The organism is Bradyrhizobium sp. UFLA06-06, from assembly GCF_054820065.1.
In genome coordinates this window covers 1-25,662 of the sequence record NZ_JADFUD010000078.1, presented here as the reverse complement: position 1 = coordinate 25,662, position 25,662 = coordinate 1, and the positions used below count along the sequence as shown (strand labels likewise).

Below are 25,662 nucleotides of genomic sequence, written 5' to 3'. Positions count from 1 at the left end.
CCAACCGGCAATTGTGGAGAGAGCAGCGCGGCTCGCGTACAAGCATGGGAGGGCGGTGATGCAAGCCGCGCCCCAAGAAGCAAGAAGATCAAGAATCAAGATCAAGAAGCAAACCAGCAAGAAGCAAGAACAGCAGACTCACATCGGGAGCAGACAATGTCGAAATTCAGGGTGGTCACGCCGAAGGGCGCGAGCTTCACGGTCGCCGGCGGCGGCTACGATTATGAGCGCGAGGCGCTCGATCCGATCGGCGCCGAGATCGTCGAGGCACCGGCCAACGAGGCCGAATTCATCGCGGCGGCACGCACCGCGGACGCGATCTACGCCAAGGGCATGCCGATCACCAAGGCAGTCATCGACGCGCTCGAGAACTGCAAGGTGATCACGCTCGGCAGCGTCGGCGTCGACTCGGTCGACGTCAAGGCCGCGACCGCCCGCGGCATCCCCGTCACCAACATCCCCGACACCTTCATCGAGGAGGTCGCAGACCACGCCATGATGCTGCTGCTCGCCGGCTTCCGTCGCCTGATCGAGCAGGACAAGATGGTGCGCACCGGCCGCTGGGCCGAAGGCCGCCCGGCGCTCTTGAAGCTTCCGCGGCTGATGGGCCAGACGCTCGGCTTCATCTCGTTCGGCCGGGTCGCCCGTGCCGTCGCCAAGCGCGCCGCGCCGTTCGGCCTCAGGATGGTGGCCTACGATCCCTTCATCCAGGAAACCCTGATGTACGACCACGGCGTGATCCCCTCGACGCTGTCGGAGGTGCTGTCGCAGTCGGATTTCGTCTCGATGCACGCCCCGGCGCGGCCCGAAGTGCACCACATGCTGACCGAGAAGCATTTTCGCCAGATGAAAAAGTCGGCGATCTTCATCAACACCGGCCGCGGCGCCACGGTCGACGAGGAATCGCTGATCAAGGCGCTGCAGGAAGGCTGGATCGCCCACGCCGCGCTCGACGTGCTGGAAAAGGAGCCCCCGTCACACAACAATCCGATGCTCGGGATGGACAATGTTACCTTGACCGCCCATGTCGCCTCGGCGTCGGCACGTTTTGACGAGGCGCGCAAGCGCCGGGTGGGCTACGAATTGTCACTAGTGCTGCAAGGCATGTGGCCGGTAAGCTGCGTCAACCCGTCGGTGCTGCAAAACACCGCGTTGCGCCGCTGGCAGCCCGTCAGCATGGATCGCGGTCCGAACAGCTAGGGCGGGAATGCGCTTTTCGTGCGGGGCCCGCCTCTTGCGGGCCCTTTGCGCGGCGGGCGGGCCGAGACCAAGAGACCTTCACCGGCGGCCAAACGCCGGGAAGGAAAAACAACAACGAAACAATAAGAACGGGAGTGCGAACGACATGAAGTACGAGATCACGCGTCGCGACGCGCTGGTGCTGGGGGCTTCCGCGGCGGCGCTGGCGGTCACCGACGCCTCGGCGCAGGAGGCGTCGAAGGTGAAGGCTGCCGACGTGGCGGCGCCGTCGCTGCCGATCGAAAAGGACGCCACCTTGCGCATGCTGCGGCCGGTGCGCTTCGTCCAGGCCGACGAGGACGTGTTCCGCGCCAATGCCAAGAAATTCACCGACAAGACCGGTGTCGACATCAAGGTCGACTTCGTCGGCTGGGAGGACATCAACCAGCAGACCGCCGTGACCTCGAACTCCGGCGCCGGCCCCGACATCATCATCGGCTTCGGCGACGCGCCGCACATCTATATCGACAAGCTGATCGAGCTGACCGATGTCGCCGACTATCTCGACAAGCGCTATGGCGGATGGCTCACGTTGGCGCGCCGATACGGCATGCGCTCGAAGTCGAAGAGCTGGGTCGGCCTGCCGTTCGGCGCCTCGGGCGGCCCGCTGGTCTACCGCAAGTCGCTGGTCAACGCCGCCGGCTTCGACAAGGTGCCGGAGGACCACGCCGGCTTCCTCGACCTCTGCAAGAAGCTGAAGGCGGCCGGCAAGCCCGCGGGCTTCGCACTCGGCAACGCGGTCGGCGACGGCAACGGCTTCGCCAACTGGCTGTTGTGGTCGCACAACGCCGCGCTGCTCGATGAGGAAGGCAACATCATCATCAACAGCAAGGAGACGATCGCGGCGCTGAAATATCTGAAGGAGCTCTATCCGACCTTCATCGCCGGCACCCCGTCCTGGAACGACGTTTCCAACAACCGCGCCTACTCGTCGCAGGAGATCGGCCTGACCGCAAACGGCGTCTCGCTGTATTTCTCGCTGAAGAACGATCCCGCGACCAAGGCGATCGCCGACGACACCGCGCATCAGTTCCTGATCAAGGGGCTGGCCCCGACCTCTCCGATGTCCGGCCTGACCTTGAACGCAATGGTGTTCAAGCACAGCAAGTATCCCAACGCGGCGAAGGCATTCCTGCAGTTCATGCTCGAGCACGAACAGTACGAGCCGTGGCTCAACGCCAACTCCGGCTACTGGTCGCAGCCGCTGGCGGCCTATGCCGACGCCGCGGTATGGTCGAGCGACCCCAAAGTCGCGATCTTCAAGGACACGATGCGGAGCCCCTACTACAACGGCTACAAGGGGCCGATCTCGACCGCGACCGGCGCCGTCAACGCCGACTATGTGATGGTGCAGATGTGCGCCTCGGTCGCGACCGACGCCGCAACGCCCGAAGCCGCCGCCGCCGAAGCCGAACAGCGCGCCAAGCGGTACTTCCGGCGGCAAGGCCGGTAAGATCTACCTCAAGCCGCTGTCATTCCGGGGCGATGCGTAGCATCGAACCCGGAATCTCGAGATTCCGGGTCTGGTGCTAACGCACCATCCCGGAATGACCCTGGAAGTCGGACCGAGACAAGAACCTGATGTCTGTCACCACCCTCCCCTCACGCGGCGCGGCGCTGCACCAGCCGGGCCGGCTCGCGCGCCTGTTCGACTACAAGCCGTTCCTGATCGTGATGTGCCTTGCGCCGGCGATCGGCCTGCTGCTGGTGTTCCTCACCTACCCGCTGGGCCTCGGCATCTGGCTCGCCTTCACCGACACCACGATCGGCCAGCGCGGCATCTACATCGGACTTGAGAACTTCCAGTATCTGCTCAAGGATTCCTTGTGGTGGAACGCGGTGTTCTACTCGATCTTCTATACCGCGATCGCAACCTTCGGAAAATTTGCGCTCGGCTTCTGGCTGGCGCTGCTGCTCAACAACCATTTCCCGTTCAAGAGCCTGATCCGCGCCATCGTGCTGTTGCCGTGGATCGTGCCGACGGTGCTCTCCGCGCTGGCGTTCTGGTGGATCTACGATCCGCAGTTCTCGATCATCTCCTATCTCCTGGTCGACGTGCTGCACTGGCGCGACAGCAATGTCGACTTCCTCGGCTCGCCCTGGCCGGCGCGGTTCTCGCTGATCGCCGCCAATATCTGGCGCGGCATCCCGTTCGTCGCGATCTCGCTGCTGGCGGGGCTGCAGACCATCTCGCCCTCGCTCTACGAGGCGGCGATGCTCGACGGCGCCACCTCCTGGCAGCGCTTCCGCTACATCACCTTCCCGATGATGATGCCGATCCTGGCGATCGTGATGACGTTCTCGATCATCTTCACCTTCACCGACTTCCAGCTGGTCTACGCCATCACCCGCGGCGGGCCGGTCAACTCGACCCATCTGCTCGCGACACTGGCGTTCCAGCGCGGCATCGCCGGCGGCGAACTCGGCGAGGGTGCCGCGATCGCCGTCTCGATGATCCCGTTCCTGGTGTTCGCAACATTGTTCAGCTACTTCGGCCTCGCGCGCCGCAAATGGCAGCAGGGAGAAGCCAATGACTGACGTTGCAGCCCAATCCTCCAACGTCGCAAGCGCCACGCCCGACACGATGGCGTGGGACTCCCGCGCCCGGCGCGTGGTGATGATCTATCTGCCGCTCGCCTGCTTCATCCTGATCCTGCTGTTCCCGTTCTACTGGATGGCGATCACCTCGTTCAAACCGAACGCCGAGCTGCTGAACTACAAGGAGCACAATCCGTTCTGGATCACCTCGCCGACGCTCGCGCATATCAAGCATCTGTTGTTCGACACCGCCTATCCGCGCTGGCTGAAGACCACCATGCTGGTCGCGATCGGCTCGACCTTCCTGTCGCTGTTCGCCTCGACGCTCGCCGCCTACGCGATCGAGCGGCTGCGCTTCCGCGGCAGCCCCTATGTCGGCCTCGGCATCTACCTCGCCTATCTGGTGCCGCCGTCGATCCTGTTCATTCCCCTCGCCACCGTGATCGTGCAGTTCGGCCTGTTCGACTCGCCGCTGGCGCTGATCCTGGTGTATCCGACCTTCCTGGTGCCGTTCTGCACCTGGCTGTTGATCGGCTATTTCAAGTCGATCCCCTACGAGCTCGAGGAATGCGCGCTGGTCGACGGCGCGACGCGGTTGCAGATCCTGTGGCGGATCACGCTGCCGCTCGCGGTGCCCGGCCTGATCTCGGCCGGCATCTTCTCCTTCACGCTGTCCTGGAACGAGTTCATCTACGCGCTCGCCTTCATCCAGAGCGGCGCCAACAAGACGGTGCCGGTCGCGATCCTGACCGAGCTCGTCACCGGCGACGTCTACCAATGGGGCGCGCTGATGGCAGGCTCGCTGCTCGGCTCGCTGCCGGTCGCGCTGTTCTACTCGCTGTTCGTCGACTATTACGTGTCGTCGCTGACCGGGGCGGTGAAGGAGTAGAAGGACATCGGTCGAAGCGAAGCAAACTCAGTCAGTTCCAGTCATCCTGAGGAGCGCGAAGCGCGTCTCGAAGGATCGACGGCCACCAGCCGGGCCGTGCATCCTTCGAGGCTCGCCCAGCGGCGCAATTGCGCCGCAAGGCTCGCACCTCAGGATGACGGGAATAGATGTGCGGTCTCTCTCAACGAGGTCGCGCACTACCGCGGCACGAACGCGACCGGCACGGAAAAGCCCAGCGAGCCCTGCGTGATCTCGGACGGAAACGCCGGAAACGGCTGAGCCTGGCGCACCATCGCCAGCGCCCGCGCGTCGAAGGTCGGATTGCCGGAGGAGCCGCCGAGATGGCTCGACAGCACCTGTCCGCCGCGGCCGAGCGTGAACACCAGGCGGACCACGCCGCGCTGGCCGTTGCCGCCCGCGGGATAAGAATGGAAGCGCAGCAGATGCGCGCGGACGTGGGCGTTATAGGCGGCGATCGCTGACGCCGCTGCACCGGCGCTGATCGCGGACGCAGCCGGCGCCTGCCGTTCGGCACGGCTCGGCGCGCTGGTGCGCGGTGCCGGCGTTGCCTCGGACGGCCTCTTTGCTTCCCGACGAACCACCTTCGGCTTGACCGGTTCGGGCTTCCTCTCCGGAACGACTTTCGCGGGCTCGGGTTTCGGCGGCGTGATCTGCTGCTTCTGTTCCGACGGCGCGACGACGTCGGGCTTCTCCTGCATCGGCGTCGGCGCGATCTCCTGCTGCACGGGCTGCGCGGCGGCAGGCTCCGGCGGCGACGCGTCGGCCTCCTGCATCGCCGGGCCCGGCGGCAGCTCGGTCTCCGAAATCTCCGGCGCCGAGGTGATCGGCGTCAGGTCGACCAGCACCGCCGGCACCGCAACGCCCGGCGGCGGTGCCGAGACCCATGTCATCCCGAGCGCGAGCAGCGCCGCATGCGCCGCCAGCATCGCTGCCGCCGACAGGCCCCAGCGCCTCAGCCAGATCTCGCCGCCCGCATCATGAAGCGCGTACGCATTCATGGATCAGCTGCGCCCGTCGAGGCCGACCAGCGCGATCTTGAGATAGCCGGCGTTGCGCAGCAGGTTCATCACCTCCATCAGATCGCCATAGCTGACCGCCTTGTCGGCACGCAGGAAGATGCGCTCGTCCCTCTTGCCTTGGGTGGCGCCATCAAGCGTCGACGTCAGCGTCTCGCGCGCGATCACGTCCTCGCCGACCGCGACGGAGAGATCGGGCTTTACGGTGACGAACACCGGCTTGTCCGGCCGCGGCTGCGGCTCGGCGGTCGAGGCCGGCAGATCGACGCCGAGATCGACGGTCGCGAGCGGCGCCGCCACCATGAAGATGATCAGCAGCACCAGCATCACGTCGATGAACGGCGTGACGTTGATCTCGTGCGCCTCGACCAGATCGTCATCGCCGCGACGCCTGAACGCGCCGCCTGAGCCGAGCTTGACGCCCATCTGCTACTCCGCAGCGCGTGCCAGCCGGAACAGGCTGCGATCGCCCTCACGGCTGACCAGCAGCATCACCATGACGGAGGCGTCGCCGAGCAATGCGCGGTAGGACGCGATCGAACGGGTCAGGTGATTGTAGATCACGACCGCCGGAATCGCGGCGACCAGACCGAGCGCGGTCGCCAGCAGCGCCTCGGCGATGCCGGGCGCGACCACCGCGAGATTGGTGGTGTGCGCCTCGGAGATGCCGATGAAGGCATTCATGATGCCCCACACCGTGCCGAACAGGCCGACGAACGGCGCGGTGGCGCCGATCGTCGCCAGCACACCGGTGCCGCGCGCGATCTGCCGCGACATCGCCGCTTCGACCCGCTCCAGCCGCAGCGCGATGCGCTCTTTGAAGCCGTCGTCGAACATCCCGCCGGACAGCGCAGCCTCGCGCGAGGCCGATTGCACGATCTGCGCCACCGCGTCGTTGCCGTCGCGGCTCGCCTGCTCGACCTCGGCGAGCTGGGTGTCGCGCTCGAGCAGACCGATCCGCTGCCGGGCGAGCGTTGTCTTGCGGCGGATCTCGACGGTCTTGGCGAGCCAGACCGTCCAGGTGACGAGCGAGGCGAAGGCGAGCCCGACCATCACCGCCTTCACGACGATGTCGGCGGTTTCGAACATGCCCCAGGGCGAGAGGTTGCGCGGCAGCAGTGCGGCGTCGGCTGCGGCGAGGCTCGCATTTGGGAGAAATACGGCAGTAGTCGCAATAGCCTCGATTACGATCGACAGCCGTCTGCCTTTATCAAACGTGCCAGGCATCTTCACCTCCAACCGCATCTTACCTCGCCCCGCCTGCGGGGAGAGGTCGGATCGCATCGCAAGATGCGATCCGGGTGAGGGGGACTCTCCACGAGCACGGTGCCCGGAGAGTCCCCCTCACCCCGACCCTCTCCCCGCAAGCGGGGAGAGGGAGAAGAAATCTTCAGCCCGCCTGCGGCGCGAGGCGGTCCGCCAGCGCGTGAAAGCGCACCAGCTGATCGCCGCGCAGCGCGCGCGTCTCGTCGCGGCCGACGAACACCTTGAACATGATGCCGCCGTCGCGATTGATGAAGGCGATGAACGCCGACACCTTGCCCATGAAAGGCCGCTCGACGAAGGCGATCGCCGCGCAGCGCTCATGCCTCAGGTGGCCGTGCAGGCCCTTCGGCTGCATCAGGTTGAAATAGCCGCGGCCGACCTCGCCGTTCGGAATGGCGCCGGTGAACTCGAAGATCGCGTCATCGGTATGCACGATCAGCGTCACCTCGCCCCACTCCGCGATGTCCTGCATCGCGGCGGCAAATTCGCCGGGGCCGATCCGCACCATGCTGTCGGGGAGCGCCTCGAGCACCGCGCGCGGCGTCACCTTGCGCTCGCGCGCGACATCTTCGATCACAGCGCCGGGATTGTCGGCCATATAGGCCTTCAATCCCGCAAGCTCCGCGTTCTGCACGGCCGCCTCCGTCATGCCGGGCTCTTCGCCCGCTCGGTGATCAGCACCTCAAAGCCCTCGAATTTGGGATGGCCGAGATAGAGGCTGCCGCCGGTTTCGTTGCCGGCGCGGGAATGGGCGCGGCGGAACGCATCGGACTTCGTCCAGTCCTCGAACGCCGCCTTGCTGGCCCAGACGGTGTGGGTCGCATAGAGCGTGTGGTCCTCGGCCTCGGGGCCCTTCACCAGATGAAATTCGATGAAGCCCGGCAGATCGCCGAGATAGGATTCGCGGGTCTTCCAGACCGTCTCGAACGCCTGCTCCTTGCCCTTGATCACCTGGAACCGGTTCATTGCGATGAACATGAAAACTCTCTCCTGTTTGACGGCGGATGCCTGGATCCTGCCGGCTGATCCCGTTAATAACATGAACGCGCCAAAGCCGCGCTGGGGGCACCAGCGCGGCCGGAGCAACCTGGATGGAATGATCGGCGTCTCGCGTTACGCTCCACCTAGGTGAATCCTGAGCCCGGCCTTGTAGACGGTGCCCGGACCGGGGCTCGAGAACAACACGTCGTTCTGCGTCGTGCCGTCGGTCGAGGAGCCCGGGATCGCATAGGGCCGGTAGTACTGGTTCAAGAGGTTGTCGACCGACGCCGTGAAGGTGATGTCCTTGGTGGCGTTCCAGGTCAGATAGAGGTTGACGAGCTCGTAGCCGGTCGAGGGCAGATAGCCCGCCGGCAGGTCGTTGTTGGCGCCGAACGAGGACCATTGCGCGGCAATGATCAGCGAACGGTCGAGCAGGCGGACGCCGCCCGTCGTCGTCACCTTGCGCGGCGTGATGGTGGCGAGCCCGACATTGGTCTGGGTGTTCCGGCCGCGCATCAGATGGCCGGCGACGCCGACGAACCAGTCGCCCGCGTCATACATCGTCTCGAGCTCGAAACCTTCGATGCGGGCGTGCGCGATGTTCTGGTACTGGTAGAACTGGCTGAACCGCCCGAACGGCGTCAGCGTCGGCGCCGACGCGACGAGGTCGATATAACCGTCGACGTCGTTGCGGAACACGTTGATCTTGCCACGGAACGAGTCGCTCGCCGTGAAGATGCCGTCATATTTCAGATTGATGCCGGCTTCCTTGTTCTTGCCGACCTCCGGCCGCAGCGCCGCGTTGGGCAGGAAGCAGAACAGGCCTGAGGTGCCGTCGGGGCAGTTGAACAGCGCCGGTCCGCCGCCGGTGGCGTGGCCGCCCGCGATCAGGGTCTCGGTGATCGACGGCGCGCGATAGCCTTCGGCATAGCTCGCATAGGGCGTGAAGCCGGCAACCGGCGTGACGCCGAGCGTAATCTTCGGCGACAGCCGGTCGCCGCTGGTCGTGGTGTTAGTCGAATTGAGTTCGTAGTGGTCGTAGCGGACAGCGCTGATCAGCTCGAGCCAGGTCGAATAGTTCTGCTTCAGCTGCACGAAGCCGCCGGACACGGTGCGCTGGCCGCCCGGCGTCGTGATGTTGGAATTGCCGCGCGAATCGAAGGTCTCGACATCGTCGCGGAAGGCGTCGAAGCCGTAGGTCACGGCGTTGCGCCAGTCGCCGAAATTGAAGCGCGAGGTGTTGTTGACGTCGACACCAACCGTATCCAGCAAATAGCCGCGCTTGTCGCCGACGCAGCCGGAGATGTTGTTGCCGGGATTGGCGAGCGTGCAGACCCCACCGCCGGTGGTGATGCGGTTGTTGTAGGTCTTGACCTGGTCGTTGTCGGTGCGGTTGCCGTAGACCGAGATGTTCCAGTCGAACAGCATGTCGTCGGGCTTGGAATATCGCCAGCTCAAGGTGCCCGTGTAGTTCTTCGCGTCGGAGGCGTAGACCGAGGAGCCCGCGATCGCGGCGAGCGGCGCCGCCGTCGTGGTCGGGCCGCGGTTCGGTTGGCCGATATTGTACTGGTAGTCCTGGAAGATGCCGCCGATCTTGAATTCGTGGCCTTCGGCGGGGCGGAACGTCACCTTCATGAGGCCGGCCGCGATATCGTTGCCGGTGTTGCCGATCTCGGTGCCCGCGCCGTCCTTGTAATTGCCCTGGGTGCGATAGACCGCGCCGCCGAACACATCGACGTTCGGATCGACGCGCACGCCGCCGAACACCGATCCCATGCCGCGGTCCGTGTTGGTGCCATAGGAGCCCGACATGTCGACACCCCAACGCTCGCCGGGACGCACCACGTCGTCGATATCCTTGGTGCGAAACGAAACCACACCGCCGATCGCGCCGGAGCCGTAGATGTTCGCGGTCGGGCCGCGCACCACGTCGACGCCGCCGATCAATTCGGGATCGAGGAAGAACGAGCCGTTGGCGTTGTGGCCGGTGCGCTGATAGTTCTGCCGCGCGCCGTCGACGACAACAGCGACACGGCCGAAATCCTGCAGGCCGCGGATGTTGATGACGGTCGCCGGATCGTCGCCGCGCTCCTGGACCGAGACGCCGGGCACATTGTAGAAAATATCGGAGAGCCGGTTCGGCTGCAGGCCCTGGATCTTCTCCAGCGTGACGGAGCTGACCGGCGCCAGCGCATCGATCGCGCGCTCCTCGGTCTTGGACGCCACGGCCGTGATGGTGTCGAGCGACTGCACCGGCACCGCGCCGATCTGCGCGCGCGCATTCGTCGCCGCCGGCGCCGCCTGAGCTTCGGCCGCCGGCTTCGGCTTCCGCTTGGCCTGTTTCGGCCGTTCGGTCGAAGGACGCGCAGCCGACGGATCGGCGGTCTGCGCGAAACCGCGTTCCGGCAGTGCTGCCGCAAATGAAAACACCGACGCGCCCAAAATCAGGGCGCGCGAAACCCTAGCCCCGTCAGCCATTCTAGCCCCAGCCTGATCATCGCTTTTCTGGTTTGGCTGGCGTGCGCTCTCTGACGAGCGGCTTGCTGGCTACATCGCGATCAAGCCACCGCTTGCATCGCGTGATGATTGGTTACGAGCCGGCAACAAAACGGTCAAGAATGCGGCGGCGCTGTTTATATCGATTGTAAAGTGCCGCCGTTGGAATGCGCTCTCGCCCGCTTATACAAGCAAACACCATTTGAAAATTTCGCAGGCGCAGCACCATCACATGTCCGCAGCTTCCGGAGACAATATCGGCGCAGCCGGAAAGCAGACCGAGCCTGCATCCGGCGCGGCCAAAACGCTGATCATGCGCGGAAATCGTCTCGACAGTCGCGACCTGTTCGCGGCGGAGCGCGAGATCATCATCATGCACGGCGAAGAACATTACCGGTTGCGGCTGACCTCGCAGAACAAGCTGATCCTGACCAAGTGACGGCCCCGATGACAATTTGTCGCACGCTCGCTTTGCTCGCCTTCTCCTGCTTGCTGCCGATCGAAGCCGTGACGGCCGAGGGCATCACCGTGCATGACGCCCGCGACCGCGACGTCGTGATCGACAATCCGTCGCGGATCGTCTCGATCGGCGGCGCGATCACCGAGATCCTCTATGCCCTCGGCTTCGAGGACCGCATCGCCGGCGTCGATGCGACCAGCCTCTACCCGCCGGCTGCCCTGCGCGAGAAGCCCGACGTCGGCTACATGCGCCAGCTGTCGCCGGAGGGCGTGCTCGGCCTGCACCCGTCGCTGGTGCTCGCAGTGCAGGGCTCAGGGCCGAAGGAGACCATGGACGTGCTCGAGGCGGCCAAGGTGCCGCTGGTGCTGGTGCCGGAGACGTTCTCGGAGGCCGGGCTGGTCGAGAAGATCAGGTTGGTGGGCCACGCCATGGGCGCCGATCCGCGCGCTGCCTGCCTGACGACGGCGGTGGAGAGCGATCTCGCGCAACTGCGCGCGCTGCGCACCAGGGTGACCAAGCCGGTGCGCGTGATGTTCGTGATGTCGCTCTTGAATGGCCGGGCGATGGCGGCGGGCCACAAGACCGCCGCGGACGAGATCATCCGGCTTGCCGGCGGCGTCAACGCCATCGACGGTTACGACGGCTACAAGCCGGTCAATGACGAGGCCATCGTGGCGGCGAAGCCCGATGTCGTGCTGTCGATCGATCGCGGCAAGGATTCGCTGACCGCTGATGCCGTGTTCGCGCATCCCGCCTTCGCGCTGACGCCGGTCGCGGCCAACAAGGCCTTCATCTCGATGGAAGGCCTTTATCTGCTCGGCTTCGGACCGCGCACCGCGGCCGCGGCACGCGACCTCTCGATCAAGCTCTATCCGGCGCTGGCGCCGGAGGCCGACAACTTCAAGCCGGCAGCGCTGACAGCGAATTGCCGGCAATGAGCGTGCTGGCCGAACGCCGCGGGCGTGCGAAACAGCGGCGCGCCGGCATGTCGCCGCGGCCGGCCGCGACACTCACCCTGCTCTGCCTGCTTGCGGCGCTCGCAGCGACCGCGCTGGTCGCCCTGACGGTCGGGGCCGCCGGGATTCCAATGGCGCGGCTTCCGGCAGCGCTTGGGCTATGGGCTGATCGTGTCGCCAACCCGCTGCTCGCACGAGACCAGCTCGTGGTGTGGTCGATCCGCATCCCGCGGATCGCGGCGGCGGCGATGGTCGGCGGCCTGCTTGCCGTCTCCGGCGCCATCATGCAGGGCCTGTTCCGCAATCCCCTCGCCGACCCCGCGCTGGTCGGCGTCTCCTCCGGCGGCGCGTTTGCCGCGGCGGCCGCGATCGTGTTCACCGACAGCCATCTCGGCGAAAGCCTGCGCTTCCTGCAGCACCAGCTGCTGCCGAGCGCGGCCTTTGCCGGCTCGCTGATCACGACCATCGTGCTTTACGGCATCGCCAGTCGCGGCGGCCGGACATCGATTGCGATCTTCCTGCTGGCCGGGCTTGCGATCGCCGCGATCGCCAATGCCGGCATCGGCCTCCTGGTGTTCGTCGCCGACGATCGTCAGCTTCGCGACATCACGTTCTGGCTGCTCGGCTCGCTCAGCGGCGCGACCTGGAGCAAGCTCACGGCGCTGGCGCCGGTGCTGGCGGTGGCGCTGGTCGCCTGCCTCTCGATCGCGCGCGGGCTCGACGTGCTGGTGCTCGGCGAGGCCGAGGCGTTCCACAGCGGCGTCGACGTCGAACGGCTGAAGCGGATCTCGATCGTGCTGGTGTCGGCGATGACCGGGGTCGCGGTCTCGGTCTGCGGCGTGGTCGGGTTCGTCGGCATCGTGGTGCCGCATCTGTTGCGGCTGGTGATCGGGCCCGCGCATCGGCTGCTGCTGCCGGCCTCCGCACTGCTCGGTGCCATCCTCCTGGTCGGCGCCGACACGGTGGCGCGCACCATCGTGGCGCCCGCGGAAATGCCGATCGGCATCCTGACGGCGGTGATCGGCGCGCCGTTCTTCCTCGCCATGCTGCTGCGGCAGCGCGGACTGGTGTCGCTGTGACGGTCCTGCTCGAAGCGCAGTCGGTATCGATGACGGTCGGCGGCACGACGCTGGTCGATGCGGTGTCGCTGCAGATCGGTGCCGGCGAGATGGTCGCGATCGTCGGTCCCAACGGCGCCGGCAAATCGACCCTGCTGCGGATGCTGTCGGGCGACCTGCGTCCGTCGCGCGGGGCGATCAGGCTCAGGCAGCGCGACCTGCAAACTTACGGACCACGCGCGCTGGCGCAGCACCGCGCGATGCTGTCGCAGCACGTCAGCGTCACCTTCCCGTTCACCGTCGAGGAAATCGTCAGCATGGGCGCCGGCGAAAGCCCGCGTGCCGTGGCGCGGGCGCTGGTCGAGGCGGCGCTCGACGAGGTCGGGCTCGCGCGTTTCCGGTTCAGGCAATTGCCGACGCTGTCGGGCGGCGAGCAGCAGCGGGCGCATTTCGCCCGCGTGCTGGTGCAGCTCGCCTGCGGCGAAGCGCTGCACGGACCCGGACTGTTGCTGCTGGACGAGCCGACCTCGAGCCTCGATCTGCGGCACCAGATCGACCTGGTCGAAACCGCCCGGCGGCGCGCCGCGCGCGGCACCGCCGTGATCGCGATCCTGCACGACCTCAACCTCGCGATGCGGTTCGCCGACCGCGTCCTGCTGCTGCACCGCGGCCGACTTGCCGTCGACGGCGACCGCACGGCGGCGATGAAGACCGAGACGCTACGCGAGATCTTCGAGATCGACGCCGCGATCGCCTACACCGGAGAGGGCGTGCCGTTCCTGCTGCCGCAAACCATGCGGCCCGTTTAGACCCTCATGGTGAGGAGCGCGGTACGCGCGTCTCGAACCACGAGGCCCGGCTGTCGCTTGCGGCCATCCTTCGAGACGGCCGCTGCGCGGCCTCCTCCGGATGAGGATTGCGAGTGAGAGGCGACGTAACGCCGCAAGCCTTATCCCGCCGCAACATCCGCGGTTCACAAAACTGTCAGCCGGCTGTAACAGGCGGCTCGGAGAACACCGCATCGTTTATCCTTTGGGAGATCAACCATGCGCCTGTCCCTGCTCTGCTCCGTCGCCTCGATCCTGCTCGCCACATCGGCGTTCGCGCAGAGTGAAGGCGAATTCCCGGCGACGCTGGCAGGACATGCCGTGATGCCGGCGGAGAGCTTCATCGACGCCCCCGCCGACGCCCCGAACGATTTGAAGACCTCGGGCAAATACACCACCGGCAGGCGCGTCGACGCCATCGGCACCGTGATGGGCAAATCCTACGAGCGGCCGACCGGCGTGTCGCTGCCGTTCAAGGGTCAGCCGCTGCAGGGACATTCCGGCATCAAGGTGATGCCCGACGGCTCGTTCTGGGTGATCACCGACAACGGCATGGGCTCGCGCTACAACTCGGCGGACTCGATGCTGTACCTGAACCGGCACAAGATCGATTGGGCGAGCGGCAAGATCGAACGTCAGGAGACCGTGTTCCTGCACGATCCCGACAGGAAAGTGCCGTTCCGCATCGTGCATGAGGACACCGCCAAGCGCTACCTCACCGGTGCCGACTTCGACACCGAGGGCTTCCAGATCATCAACGACATTTTCTGGATCGGCGACGAGTTCGGGCCGTACATCCTCAAGGCCGACAAGACCGGCAAGATCCTCGCCGTGTTCGAGACGGTCGCGGACGGCAAGCCGGTGCGCTCGCCGGATCACTGGGCGGTGCAGTCGCCCGGCGCGCCCGGCGCCTCCTACACCAACGTCAACCTGCGCCGCTCCAAGGGCTATGAAGGTTTTGCTTCCTCCAAGGACGGCAAATTCCTCTACGGCCTGCTCGAAGGGCCGCTGTGGGATGCCGGCAAGAAGGATTGGGAGAAGGTCGACGGCAAGGAAGCCTCGCGCATCCTGGAATTCGACGTCGCGGCGGAGAAGTTCACCGGACGCTACTGGCAGTATGTGTTCGAGCAGAACGGCAATGCGATCGGCGACTTCAACATGATCGATCCGGCCCACGGCCTCGTCATCGAACGCGACAATGGCGAAGGCACCGCCGACAAGGCCTGCCCGCAAGGCCAGCGCGGCGAGAACTGTTTCCCTGATCTCGCCAAGTTCAAGCGTGTCTACAAGATCGAGCTGTCCGATGCCAATGCCAGCAAGCCGGTGCGCAAGATCGCCTATATCGACCTGATGAAGATCCGCGATCCCAACAAGAAGGCGCACAAGCCGCTCAACGACGGCGTCTACACCTTCCCGTTCTTCACCATCGAGAATGTCGACCGGGTCGACGAGACCCACATCATCGTCGGCAACGACAACAACCTGCCGTTCTCCTCGAGCCGCGACCCGAACAAGGCCGATGACGACGAGTTCGTGCTGCTCGAGGTCGGCGACTTCCTGAAGGCGAAGTGAAGGGCTACTTTCGCGGATCACAACAATGTCGTCGCCCGGCTCGACCGGGCGACCCAGTATTCGAGAGACGTCCGAGCTCAACGGACAAGCCGCGGCGTACTGGACGCCCCGCTCAAGGCGGGGCATGACAGCGAATATGCGATAGCGTGATGCTCATCCCAGCACGACGGCCATTCCGTCATCCCCGCGCAAAGGCTTCGCCTTTGTCGCTGGAGGTGCGAGCCTTGCGGCGCAATTGCGCCGCCGGGCGAGCCTCGAAGGATGCACGGCCCCGATGCAGCCGACGCGGAGACAGCCGGGCCGCCGCCCTTCGAGACGGCCGCTTTGCGGCCTCCTCAGGGTGACGGTGATACAGCTCCGCGCGCGGCTTACGTGATCCTCACTCCTTCTTCGTCCGGTAATCCCCGAACGTCGTGTCGCGCTGGTCGAGCTGGGCCTTCACGCTGCCGCCGTCGCGGCGGAAGCCCGCCATGTAGGCCTTGCTGGCTTCGGTCGTGAAGGCCAGTGCCTGGATCTCGGTGCCGGCGCGGATCGCGGCGCGGGCGCCCATGATTTCCATCGCGCGGTGGACGCTACGCTTGTTGAGCTGTTGCAGCTCGATCGGCACCTTGGCCGCGCGCTCGGCGAAATCCAGCGTCTTCGCCTCCAGTTCGGCGAGCGGAAACGACCGGGTAGCATAGCCCCACTCGGCGGCCTCGCGGCCGGACATCGCGTCGCCCGTCAGCATCAATTCCATGGCGCGCCGCATGCCGACCAGCCACGGGTGATACTGCATGTCGGGCGGGCTCATCAGCCGCACCGGCGGATAACCGATCTGGGCGTCGTCGGCGACATAGACCACGTCGCAGGCGGTCGCGAGCTCGGTGCCGCCGGCGAGGCAATAGCCGTGCACCTGCGCGATCACAGGCTTTGCGAGGTCCCAGATCGAGAACCAGCCCTCGACGACATGGCGCGACCACTGGCCGGGGCCGGATGCCGAATGATAGGGCTGGTCGACGCGGTTGTCGGCGGAGAGATCGTAACCCGCCGAGAAACAGGGGCCCGCGCCGCGCAGGATCGAGATCGAAATCCCGGGATCGCGGTCGGTCTGCTCCAGCACCTCGAAAATCTCGCCGCGCAGGCGGTTGTTCAGCGCGTTGCGCTTCTCTGGGCGGTTCAGCGTGATGCGGCGGACGCGCGGACGCGGATCATCGACGATGATGTGCTGGTAGCTCATGGATCCTCCCGATCTCAGGCTTTGTTGCCTTTGGCAAAGTGATGCCCGAGATCGGGAGAGATGTCATCGGCAGTAAACGCAGATCAACCTGCCGGCACCATCACGACGCCCTTGTCCTTGGGCCAGCGCATCCGCCAGGCGAAATTGATGTCACGGACTTCGCCGGCCTTGGCCTCGAACGCCCATTCCAGCACGCCGCGCTTGTCGCGCAGGTTGGTGGTCGTCGCAGGCGTCGACGACGGCAGCATCTCGACCACGATGTCGTCGTTCTCGCTGACCGGGAGCTGATCCTGGATCGCGACCTTGATCGCGAAGTCGTGGCCGTTGCGCACCGTGGTCTTGAAGGCGCGCTCGTCGGTCTTCGACGTGGTCACGATCAGGCCCGCGGAGCCCTCGTTGCGCTTCACCACCGTGCGTTCGATCTTGACCTTGTCGTCGGCGCCGAAGCCAAGCCGCACGGTCTCGTCCTTGGCGGCGGTGGCCATCCGGCTGCGGCCGACGAAGATGCCGTCGCGGTAGATCGAGACCTGTCCCGGCAGCAGCGGCGCATCGTCGGCCTGCACGAAGCTCGCTTCCAGGAACGCGGTCGGATCGATCACCGGAACGGCGCGAACTACGAGATCGGGCGTGATCGTCGCCGTCGAGATGCGCAGGCTCTTTGCGCCCTCATTGGCGGCAACGCTGACGCGGCCGGGGATCTTGAAGGTGGCCTGGAAGGCGCCGACCTCGGCGGTGGCTTCCAGTTCGTCCGCGCGTCCCCCACCAAAGCGGAATTGCTGAACCGCGTCGGCGGCCGGCGCGGGTGCCAGGGCCTCGCGCGCCCGCATGCTGGCCTCTCCCGAGAGCTTCGCCAGCGGCCGCGGCGGCTGCGGATATTGCACGATCAGCGAACGGAGATCGGGCGCATTGCCGCCGCGCGCGACCCGCACGGTGGAGACGACGAGCGCCAAGTTCGACCAGTCCTCGCCGGTCGACTGGGTGATCTCGGCGCGGCGCACCAGTTCGATCGCGGGCTTGCGGTCCCTGGCGCCGGTGTCGAGCCGGGCGTCATAGAGCGGCGTCCAGCGCGCGTTGGGAACCGCATAGGTGATCCGCAAGGTCGCCTTGGTCACCGCCTGCGAGGCGATGTCGATCCGCACCTCGACCTTGCTCGGCGGCTTGCTCGTGCGATCGGCTGCGAGCTGCGCAAGGTCGCGGTCGATCACGCGAATCTTGCGCTCGGCGTCACGGATCGCGCTGTCGGCGGTTGCGACCTCGTCGGCCACCGCCGAGAACGCCGCGCGCCACTCGCTGAGCGGACGCGCCTCGCCCTTCTCGCCGAGGCCCGCAGGCGACGTTTCGGCAAAGCGCTCGGCGAATTTGCGACGCGCCTCGGCCGCGCTGATCAGTCCCTGCAAATCGGCGCGCTCATCGTTAAGCGCCTCGATGCGCCTGTCGATCTCGGAAAGATTTGGCGGCAGCAAGGGCTGCGGCAGCTTTGTATCGATCGCCCCGATCGTGAGGTTCGCTCCGCCCTCGCCCTCGACCCGCAGCGAGGACGGATCGAGCCCCATTGGAAAATCGCGGGCGATGAGCGTGTTGTCACCGGCAGGCAGGTCCAGCGTGATGACGCGGGTGACGCTCGCGCCATCGGGATAGACGGTCACGGCGTCGATCTGCGAGGCTGCATCGAGATTGGCCGCATGCAGCGGCCCGGCAACCAGCGCACCCACCAGCACCAGGCTGGTGGTCACAAGATAATTCGCAATCCTACACATGACATCCCTCCGGAAAAACGCCGCATCGCGCGCGAGACGAACGGCGCGCCGGGCTCGACTGCGCGCCGTTTCTCGTGGTGAGACGCAGCGAGGAAGGGACTGGTTCGATTGAGGTTTCCCTGCGGCGCGACGATGGCGCCGCCGCGGCTGCCGCATGGCGCGGCGATGTCTTTTAGGCTTTAGCGATCTGCCTTGCGCCGGATGAACAGATAATTCGGCACGAAGCCGGCCAAGGTGATCGCGATCATGATCCACCAGCCGCGCTGAAACGCCGCGATCCGCTCCGTCATCGAGACCGGCGTTGCAAGGATCGCGACAAAGATCGCGACGCCGATCGCCAGTGCCGCCTGCCGGATCATGTTGATGACGCCGGAGCCGGTGGCAAACGACGATGGCGGCAGCGCGCCGGCGCCGACGCCCATCAGGGTCGGAAAGGTCAGCCCGACGCCGATACCGATCAGCATCACGCCCGCGACGATGGCAGGCGCATTGGGTTCGGCCCCGAGCAGCGTCGCCCAGATCGCGAGGCCGGCCGCGAACAGGACGATTCCGCCGGAGACGACGGCCGCGGCGCCAAACCGCGCAATCAGCCGGCCGGCAAACAACAGCGAAGTGATCGGCACCAGCAGCGGACCGGGAGCGATTGCAAGGCCGGTCTTCAACGCCGACCAGCCCCACACCGTCTGCTCCCACAAGGCGCAGGACAGTAGCATGGCGCCGAAGGCGGCCGAGTAAGGCGCCATCACCAGCGACGCGCCGGTGAACGGCCTGACCGCGAACAGTGCAGGATCGACGAAGGGATTCCTCGATCTGAGACAATGCCACGCGAAGGCGGCGAGCGAGACGGTCGCGACGGCAAAGCCGAGCACAACGCCGCGCGAACTCCATCCCCAATCGTTCGCCTTCACGATCGCAAATGTCAGCGCACCGATACCGGAGGTCACCAGCAGCGCCGCCCATGAACTCGGACGCGGCACGTCGTGACCGGGCACTTCGGGCAATTTCAACCAGCCGACGATCAGTGCGACGACGCCGATCGGGACATTGACGATGAAGATCCAGCGCCAGTCGAACGTGACCAGCACGCCTCCGGCGAGCGGGCCCAATGCGGCGGCAAGGCCGCCGATCGCCGTCCAGGTCCGCACCGCCCCGGCGCGCTGCTCGGATGGAAATGATGCCAGCAGCAGGCCGATCGAGGTCGGCGTCATCAATGCCGCACCGGCCGCCTGCGCCACGCGAGAGACGACCAGGAACTCGACACTGGACGAAAGAGCACATGCCGCCGACGCGGCCGTGAACAGCGCGACGCCGAGCAGGAAGCTGAGGTTGCGGCTGTGGCGTTCGGCGAGCCGGCCGAAGAATACCAGCAACGCGGCGTAGGCGATCGCATAGGCGTTCAAGATCCAGGACAGATCCTCAAGCGAGGCGCCGCGAAATTCCTGCGCGATGTTCGGCAGCCCGACATTGACGATGAACAAATCGAGATTGGCGAGGCAAATTCCGACCGACACGATCGCAAGCACCTGGCGCGGGGTTGCGGTTGCGACGCGGGACCGCGGCCGCGCCTCAGGTTCGACGACCAGATCGATGGTCTCTGCCTCTACCTCCGACATCACACCCTCCCAAATACGTGCATATGCATCTATTGCAATTAGGTGCATCTGCATGTATCTGTCAAGTCCATAGGAGGCAGCGATGGCGAAAACGGAACCCAGCCGGTGTAATCTCACGGCGTTGCGCAAGGCGACGCGGCGGGTGTCGCAGCTCTACGATCAGGTCCTTGCGACATCCGGCCTGCGCGGCACGCAACGGGCGATTCTGGTCTATGTCAGGCGGTCGGGCGCGCCGACGATGGGCGAGCTTGCCGCAGCCTTGGTGCTCGACCGCACCGCGCTCAACCACAACCTCAAGCCGCTCGAGCGCGACGGTCTGTTGACCATCACCGTCGACAAGAACGACCGGCGTAGCCGGCTGGTGCGGCTCACCAAGCGCGGCGAAGCCAGGCTCGAGGAGTCGCAGGCCGCATGGCTCAACGCGCAGGAACGTTTCGAGACCGCCTTTGGCGCAAGGCAGGCCGCCGATCTCAGGCAGACGCTCGAACTGATTGCCTCGCTCGAGTTTGACGAGCGCGCGCTCACCTCACCGGCGAGCTAGCCGGCTCCAAAAGAAAAGCGGCCCGGCGTTGCCGCCAGGCCGCTCATTCGCACCCGATCAGTGTCGATCGCGCTTAGCTGTAGATCTCGAACAGGCCGGCGCCGCCCTGGCCGCCGCCGATGCACATGGTCACGACGCCCCACTTGGCCTTGCGGCGACGGCCTTCCTGCAGCAGGTGGCCGGTGAGCCGGGCGCCGGTCATGCCGAAGGGATGGCCGATCGCGATCGAGCCGCCATTGACGTTGTACTTCTCGGGATCGATGCCGAGCTGGTCGCGCGAATAGAGGCACTGGCTGGCGAAGGCCTCGTTGAGCTCCCAGAGATCGATGTCGTCGATCTTCAGGCCGTGGCGCTTCAAGAGCTTCGGCACCGCAAAGACCGGGCCGATGCCCATCTCGTCGGGCTCGCAGCCGGCCGAGGCCCAGGCGACGAAGCGGCCGAGCGGGTTGAGGCCGCGCTTCTCGGCGTCCTTGGCTTCCATCAGCACCACGGCGGCGGCGCCGTCGGAGAGCTGGCTGGCATTGCCGGCGGTGACGAACTTGCCCGGGCCCTTGACCGGCTCGAGCTTGGCAAGGCCTTCCAGCGTGGTCTCGGGGCGGTTGCACTCGTCGCGATCAACCACGTAGTCGACGATCGACTCGGCCTTGGTCGCCTTGTCGACCACCTTCATCTTGGTCTTCATCGGGACGATTTCGTCCTTGAACTTGTTGGCCTGCTGCGCGGCCGCCATGCGGCGCTGCGACTCCAGCGAATACTCGTCCTGGTATTCGCGGCTGAGCTTGTAGCGCTCGGCGACGATGTCAGCGGTATCGATCATCGCCATGAAGATGTCGGGCGCGGTCTTGAGCAGCTCGGGATCGATCGATTCCTTTGGCGAGCCGCCGCCGGGAATCGAGATGCTCTCGACGCCGCCGGCGACGATGCAATCGGAGCCGTCGGAACGGATCGAATTGGCGGCCATCGCGATGGTCTGCAGGCCCGACGAGCAGAAGCGGTTCACGGAGACGCCCGCGGTCGACTTCGGCAGGCCGGCGAGCAGCGCCGCCTGGCGGCCGATGTTCGGCGCGCCATGCGCGCAATTGCCGAGATAGCAATCCTCGACATATTCCTTGTCGACGCCGGCGCGGTCGACCGCGTGCTTGATGGCGTGCGCGGCGAGCGACATCGGCGGGGTGATGTTGAATCCGCCACGGCCGGACTTTGCCAGGCCGGTGCGCGCGTAGGAAACGATTACGGCTTCACGCATTGTTTTCTCCCTCTGAGATGACGGTCATTGTGGCGCGTCGTGGCCCGTTCGTACACATTTTTCGGCGGGCGCAATAGCAATGCCGGACGTCCCGGAACGACAAACGCCGCCTCCGCGACCGGAGACGGCGTCATGTTCCGCAGATCGGAATATGGACTGCTTGAGCGAGATCAGGTCGTGACCACGAACTCGCTTTGCCCCCTCTCCCGCTTGCGGGCAGGGCTTTCGCATATGCCCCTTGGCGACCGCGCAAGTGCTTGGCCTCGTGGTTCGAGACGCGCCGCAAGCGGCGCTCCTCACCATGAGGGTCTACTATTGTGCCGCAAAAACAAGACCTCATCCTGAGGAGCCCGCCGAAGGCGGGCGTCTCGAAGGATGGCCACGAGGGCACCGCCACGAAATGCGATACCCCTGCGCTTGCGGGGGAGGGTTGGGGTGGGGGTATTTCCGCAGTCGAGAATCCTTGTGAGGAGAGAGCCCCACCCGGATCGCATCTTACGATGCGACCCGACCTAAGAGCGAGCTTCGCTCGTCTCGACCCCGCAAGCGGGAGGTAAATCGAGAGTGCGGACAAGCCGCCGGATCGCGAACTAGAACGTCAATGCCTTGGCCTGCTTCACCTGCGGCAGCGTCTGTACCTTGGCGAGCAGCTCCGGCGGCACCGCGCCGTCGACCTCGACCAGCGCAATGGCGTCGCCGCCCTGCTTGACGCGGCCGAGATGGAAGGTCGCGATATTGATTTTCGCATCACCCAAGAGGCTCGCGAACGCGCCGATGAAGCCCGGCTTGTCCTCGTTGGTCACGTAGATCATCGACTTGCCGAACTCGGCGTCGACGCGGATGCCCTTGATGTCGACGAGGCGCGGCTTGCCGTCGGCGTAGACGGTGCCGGACACCGAACGCTCCTGGCGTTCGGTGGTGACGGTGACCGTGATCAGGCTTTCATAGTCGCTCTGCGCGGCGCGGACGACCTCGTCCACCACCATGCCGCGCTCCTTGGCGACGACGGGCGCCGAGACCACGTTGACCTCGCCCAGCATCGGGCGCAGCAGGCCCGACAGCACCGCCGAGGTGATCGCCTTGATCTTCATCTCGGCGACGTGGCCCTCATAGGTGATCTCTGTCTTGAGGATGCCGCTCTCGGTGAGCTGGCCGGCGAACGAGCCGAGTTTTTCGGCGAGCTCGATGAACGGCTTCAGCTTCGGCGCCTCTTCCGCGGTGATCGAGGGGAAGTTGACCGCATTGGAAATCGCGCCCGACAGCAGATAGTCCGACATCTGCTCGGCGACCTGCAGCGCGACGTTTTCCTGCGCTTCGGTGGTCGACGCGCCGAGATGCGGAGTGCAGATCACGTTGGGATGGCCGAACAGCACGTTCGAGGTTGCCGGCTCCTCGACGAACACGTCGAAGGCGGCGCCCGCGACGTGCTTGGAGTTCAGCGCGTCGACCAGCGCCTGCTCGTCGACCAGGCCGCCGCGCGCGCAGTTGATGATGCGCACGCCCTTCTTCATCTTGGCGATCGCGGCCGCATCGATCACGTTGCGGGTCTTCTCGGTCAGCGGCGTGTGCAGCGTGATGAAGTCGGCGCGCTTCAAGAGATCGTCGAGCTCGACTTTCTCGACGCCGATGTCCTTGGCGCGCTCCGGCGACAGGAACGGATCGAATGCGATCACCTTCATGCGCAGGCCGAGCGCGCGGTCGGCGACGATCGTGCCGATATTGCCGCAGCCGATCACGCCGAGGGTCTTGGCGGTGATCTCGACGCCCATGAAGCGGTTCTTCTCCCACTTGCCGGCCTGGGTCGAGGCGTCGGCCTGCGGGATCTCGCGCGCCAGCGCCAGCATCAGGGTGATGGCATGCTCGGCGGTCGTGATCGAATTGCCGAACGGCGTGTTCATCACGATGATGCCCTTGGCGGTCGCGGCCGGAATCTCGACATTGTCGACGCCGATGCCGGCACGGCCGATCACCTTCAGCCTCGTCGCCTTCTCGATGAGCTTGGCGGTCGCCTTGGTGGCCGATCGGATCGCGAGGCCGTCGTAATTACCGATGATCTCGGCGAGTTTTTCCTTGTCCTTGCCGAGGTTGGGCTGGAAGTCGACCTCGACGCCGCGATCCTTGAAAATCTGCACGGCGGCGGGAGACAGCGCGTCGGAAATCAGAACTTTAGGTTTTGTCATCTCGATTGTTCCTTTGCCCTGCGGCGGGCGGGTCTCCTGGACCGATGTGGTGAAGTCTCTGATCACTTCTCCCTCTCCCCGCCTTGCGGGGAGAGAGTTGGGGTGAGCGGCAGCCACGGGCGAGGAACAAGCCAAGAGGGCCCTCACCCGGATCGCTGCGCGATCCGACCTCTCCCCGTAAGAACGGGGAGAGGTGACAAGAGAAAACTTAAGCCGCCTTGGGCAACGCTGCCTTGGTCTCGGCGAAGGCCCAGTCGATCCACCGTGTCAGCAGCTCGACATCCTTTGCCTCGACGGTGGCGCCGCACCAGATCCGCAAACCCGCCGGCGCGTCGCGGTAATACGCGAAGTCGAAGCCGGCGTTCTCCTTCTCCACCAGCGCGACCAGCTTCTTGCAGAAGTCGGCCTGTGCGTCTGAAGGAAGCGAGGTGATCGCGGGATCGGTGAACTTAAGGCACACCGAGGTGTTGGAGCGGATCGCGGGATCCTTGGCCAGGAAGTCGATCCAGGGCGTCTTCGCTTTCCAGTCGGCGAGCGCCTTGGTGTTGGCGTCGGCGCGGGCGATCAGCGCCTTCAGGCCGCCGATCGACTTCGCCCAGTTCAACGCATCGAGATAGTCCTCGACGCAAAGCATCGACGGCGTGTTGATGGTCTCGCCTTCGAAGATGCCCTGGTTGAGCTTGCCGCCCTTGGTGAGGCGGAAGATCTTCGGCAGCGGCCAGGCCGGCTTGTAGGTCTCGAGCCGTTCCACAGCGCGCGGCGACAGGATCAGCATGCCGTGCGCGGCTTCGCCGCCGAGCGCCTTCTGCCAGGAGAAGGTGACGACGTCGAGCTTGGCGAAATCGAGCGGCTGCGCGAAGGCGGCCGAGGTCGCGTCGCAAATCGTCAGGCCTTCGCGATCCGCGCTGATCCAGTCAGCGTTCGGCACGCGCACACCCGAGGTGGTGCCGTTCCAGGTGAAGACGACATCCGACTTCGGATCGACCTTGGAGAGATCGGGGATTTCACCATAGGCCGCGTTGAGCTTGGTGACGTCCTTCAGCTTCAATTCCTTGACGATGTCGCTGACCCAGCCCTCGCCGAAGGATTCCCAGGCGAGCGTGGTGACGGGCCGCGCGCCGAGCAGCGACCACAGCGCCATCTCGACCGCGCCGGTATCCGACGCCGGCACGATGCCGATCTTGTAATCGGCAGGCACCTCAAGCACCTCGCGCGTCAGTTCGATCGCGAGCTTGAGCTTGGCCTTGCCGACTTTCGCACGATGCGAGCGGCCGAGGGCGGCGTCCTTGAGATTGTTGGGGTTCCAGCCGGGGCGCTTGGCACAGGGGCCGGAAGAAAAATGCGGCACATCGGGCCGCGAAGCGGGCTTCGCTGCAGTCATAATCTACCCTTCCAGATAGCTGCCTCTCGGTGGGGAGAGGTTTCCCGCGGTCGGGGATAGTGGAAAGGTACCCAAACGTCAAGAAAGTTCGGACTCGTCTGGAACAATCCGGGCATCACGGCTGATTGATGGGACGTCCTCGACCTGCTGGATCGTCTCCTGATCAAGCAAATCTGCCGCCAGAGTCATGATCTTAACCGCCCTGCGCCGGCTCGATACTTTCAAAATGCTCTTCTCGCCGGCCTGCACGATGTACTCGTTGCCGACCCGCACGATCGAATAATCCGACATTCCAATCCCCAGTTGCCCGCCGCCCCGTGGGAGACGTCCGACATACCGGACTCGTTCCGACCCGCAAAATCACGGAGGTCGACCTGTCTCTTATACACATCTGACGCTGCCGACGAAC

At 65.5% G+C, this 25,662-nt stretch carries 23 protein-coding genes; 10 read left to right on the top strand and 13 right to left on the bottom strand.

What is annotated here, in order from left to right:
• The first annotated feature begins 156 nt into the window (after positions 1–156).
• From IF803_RS37585 to IF803_RS37570, 4 genes are all read left to right on the top strand, one after another.
• Positions 157–1,200 carry a C-terminal binding protein gene (locus IF803_RS37585; protein WP_411783138.1) on the top strand — a complete coding sequence of 348 codons (1,044 nt, stop codon included), beginning with the start codon at positions 157–159 and terminating at the stop codon, positions 1,198–1,200.
• A gap of 145 nt (positions 1,201–1,345) precedes the next feature.
• Positions 1,346–2,692, top strand: a complete 1,347-nt coding sequence (locus IF803_RS37580; protein WP_461195669.1) for an ABC transporter substrate-binding protein — start codon at positions 1,346–1,348, stop codon at positions 2,690–2,692.
• A 128-nt stretch (positions 2,693–2,820) separates the two neighbouring features.
• Positions 2,821–3,777: a carbohydrate ABC transporter permease gene (locus tag IF803_RS37575; protein ID WP_028340532.1), complete on the top strand. Its 957-nt coding sequence runs from the start codon at positions 2,821–2,823 to the stop codon at positions 3,775–3,777.
• A gap of 46 nt (positions 3,778–3,823) precedes the next feature.
• A complete protein-coding gene (locus IF803_RS37570; protein ID WP_375764644.1) occupies positions 3,824–4,666 on the top strand; it encodes a carbohydrate ABC transporter permease in 843 nt (280 codons plus the stop codon).
• 197 nt (positions 4,667–4,863) lie between these two features.
• Here the strand turns inward: IF803_RS37570 and IF803_RS37565 are convergent, their stop codons facing one another.
• The 6 genes from IF803_RS37565 to IF803_RS37540 form a co-directional block, all read right to left on the bottom strand.
• Entirely contained in the window at positions 4,864–5,685 is an 822-nt protein-coding gene (locus IF803_RS37565) for a TonB family protein (RefSeq protein WP_461195668.1), read from the bottom strand.
• A 3-nt stretch (positions 5,686–5,688) separates the two neighbouring features.
• Positions 5,689–6,129, bottom strand: coding sequence for a TonB system transport protein ExbD (gene exbD, locus IF803_RS37560; RefSeq protein WP_461195667.1), 441 nt, complete (start codon positions 6,127–6,129; stop codon positions 5,689–5,691).
• A gap of 3 nt (positions 6,130–6,132) precedes the next feature.
• Positions 6,133–6,930: a tonB-system energizer ExbB gene (gene exbB, locus IF803_RS37555; protein WP_461195666.1), complete on the bottom strand. Its 798-nt coding sequence runs from the start codon at positions 6,928–6,930 to the stop codon at positions 6,133–6,135.
• A gap of 163 nt (positions 6,931–7,093) precedes the next feature.
• Positions 7,094–7,618 carry a heme utilization cystosolic carrier protein HutX gene (hutX, locus tag IF803_RS37550; protein ID WP_461195665.1) on the bottom strand — a complete coding sequence of 175 codons (525 nt, stop codon included), beginning with the start codon at positions 7,616–7,618 and terminating at the stop codon, positions 7,094–7,096.
• Positions 7,615–7,947 (bottom strand): antibiotic biosynthesis monooxygenase family protein, encoded by a 333-nt coding sequence (locus tag IF803_RS37545; protein ID WP_021080657.1) that lies wholly within the window; start codon positions 7,945–7,947, stop codon positions 7,615–7,617. Before IF803_RS37545 ends, hutX begins: the two co-directional genes overlap by 4 nt.
• A 135-nt stretch (positions 7,948–8,082) precedes the next feature.
• Positions 8,083–10,428, bottom strand: a complete 2,346-nt coding sequence (locus IF803_RS37540) for a TonB-dependent hemoglobin/transferrin/lactoferrin family receptor (RefSeq protein WP_461195664.1) — start codon at positions 10,426–10,428, stop codon at positions 8,083–8,085.
• 250 nt (positions 10,429–10,678) lie between these two features.
• Here IF803_RS37540 and hemP point away from each other — a divergent pair, with 250 nt between their 5' ends.
• The 5 genes from hemP (at position 10,679) to IF803_RS37515 (ending at position 15,319) form a co-directional block, all read left to right on the top strand.
• The gene (gene hemP / locus IF803_RS37535; RefSeq protein WP_016840569.1) at positions 10,679–10,885 is read left to right on the top strand and encodes a hemin uptake protein HemP; all 207 of its coding nucleotides are present in this window, start codon (positions 10,679–10,681) and stop codon (positions 10,883–10,885) included.
• An 8-nt stretch (positions 10,886–10,893) separates the two neighbouring features.
• Entirely contained in the window at positions 10,894–11,844 is a 951-nt protein-coding gene (locus IF803_RS37530) for a heme/hemin ABC transporter substrate-binding protein (RefSeq protein ID WP_461195663.1), read from the top strand.
• Positions 11,841–12,941 carry a FecCD family ABC transporter permease gene (locus IF803_RS37525; RefSeq protein ID WP_461195662.1) on the top strand — a complete coding sequence of 367 codons (1,101 nt, stop codon included), beginning with the start codon at positions 11,841–11,843 and terminating at the stop codon, positions 12,939–12,941. Before IF803_RS37530 ends, IF803_RS37525 begins: the two co-directional genes overlap by 4 nt.
• A complete protein-coding gene (locus IF803_RS37520) occupies positions 12,938–13,729 on the top strand; it encodes a heme ABC transporter ATP-binding protein (RefSeq protein WP_461195661.1) in 792 nt (263 codons plus the stop codon). Before IF803_RS37525 ends, IF803_RS37520 begins: the two co-directional genes overlap by 4 nt.
• Positions 13,730–13,966: 237 nt before the next feature.
• Positions 13,967–15,319 (top strand): esterase-like activity of phytase family protein, encoded by a 1,353-nt coding sequence (locus IF803_RS37515; protein ID WP_461195660.1) that lies wholly within the window; start codon positions 13,967–13,969, stop codon positions 15,317–15,319.
• 379 nt (positions 15,320–15,698) lie between these two features.
• On the opposite strand, the gene IF803_RS37510 is transcribed toward IF803_RS37515, so the two are convergent.
• The 3 genes from IF803_RS37510 to IF803_RS37500 all read right to left on the bottom strand — a co-directional run bounded on the left by IF803_RS37510 (position 15,699) and on the right by IF803_RS37500 (position 19,905).
• Positions 15,699–16,535, bottom strand: coding sequence for an enoyl-CoA hydratase-related protein (locus IF803_RS37510; RefSeq protein WP_461195659.1), 837 nt, complete (start codon positions 16,533–16,535; stop codon positions 15,699–15,701).
• A gap of 83 nt (positions 16,536–16,618) precedes the next feature.
• Complete coding sequence (locus IF803_RS37505) at positions 16,619–18,292, bottom strand: mucoidy inhibitor MuiA family protein (protein ID WP_461195658.1); 1,674 nt, start codon at positions 18,290–18,292, stop codon at positions 16,619–16,621.
• Between the two features lie 179 nt (positions 18,293–18,471).
• Complete coding sequence (locus IF803_RS37500) at positions 18,472–19,905, bottom strand: MFS transporter (RefSeq protein WP_461195657.1); 1,434 nt, start codon at positions 19,903–19,905, stop codon at positions 18,472–18,474.
• A gap of 82 nt (positions 19,906–19,987) precedes the next feature.
• On the opposite strand from IF803_RS37500, the gene IF803_RS37495 reads away from it, so the two are divergent.
• Positions 19,988–20,446, top strand: a complete 459-nt coding sequence (locus tag IF803_RS37495) for a MarR family winged helix-turn-helix transcriptional regulator (protein ID WP_411783124.1) — start codon at positions 19,988–19,990, stop codon at positions 20,444–20,446.
• A gap of 73 nt (positions 20,447–20,519) precedes the next feature.
• On the opposite strand, the gene IF803_RS37490 is transcribed toward IF803_RS37495, so the two are convergent.
• The 4 genes from IF803_RS37490 to IF803_RS37475 form a co-directional block, all read right to left on the bottom strand.
• The gene (locus tag IF803_RS37490) at positions 20,520–21,692 is read right to left on the bottom strand and encodes a thiolase family protein (RefSeq protein WP_016846668.1); all 1,173 of its coding nucleotides are present in this window, start codon (positions 21,690–21,692) and stop codon (positions 20,520–20,522) included.
• 590 nt (positions 21,693–22,282) lie between these two features.
• Positions 22,283–23,872 (bottom strand): phosphoglycerate dehydrogenase, encoded by a 1,590-nt coding sequence (gene serA, locus IF803_RS37485; protein WP_028340546.1) that lies wholly within the window; start codon positions 23,870–23,872, stop codon positions 22,283–22,285.
• A gap of 208 nt (positions 23,873–24,080) precedes the next feature.
• The gene (locus IF803_RS37480) at positions 24,081–25,253 is read right to left on the bottom strand and encodes a phosphoserine transaminase (RefSeq protein ID WP_411783480.1); all 1,173 of its coding nucleotides are present in this window, start codon (positions 25,251–25,253) and stop codon (positions 24,081–24,083) included.
• A gap of 78 nt (positions 25,254–25,331) precedes the next feature.
• On the bottom strand, positions 25,332–25,544 hold the full coding sequence (locus IF803_RS37475) for a hypothetical protein (RefSeq protein ID WP_411783481.1): 213 nt from the start codon (positions 25,542–25,544) through the stop codon (positions 25,332–25,334).
• Between the last annotated feature and the right edge of the window lie 118 nt (positions 25,545–25,662).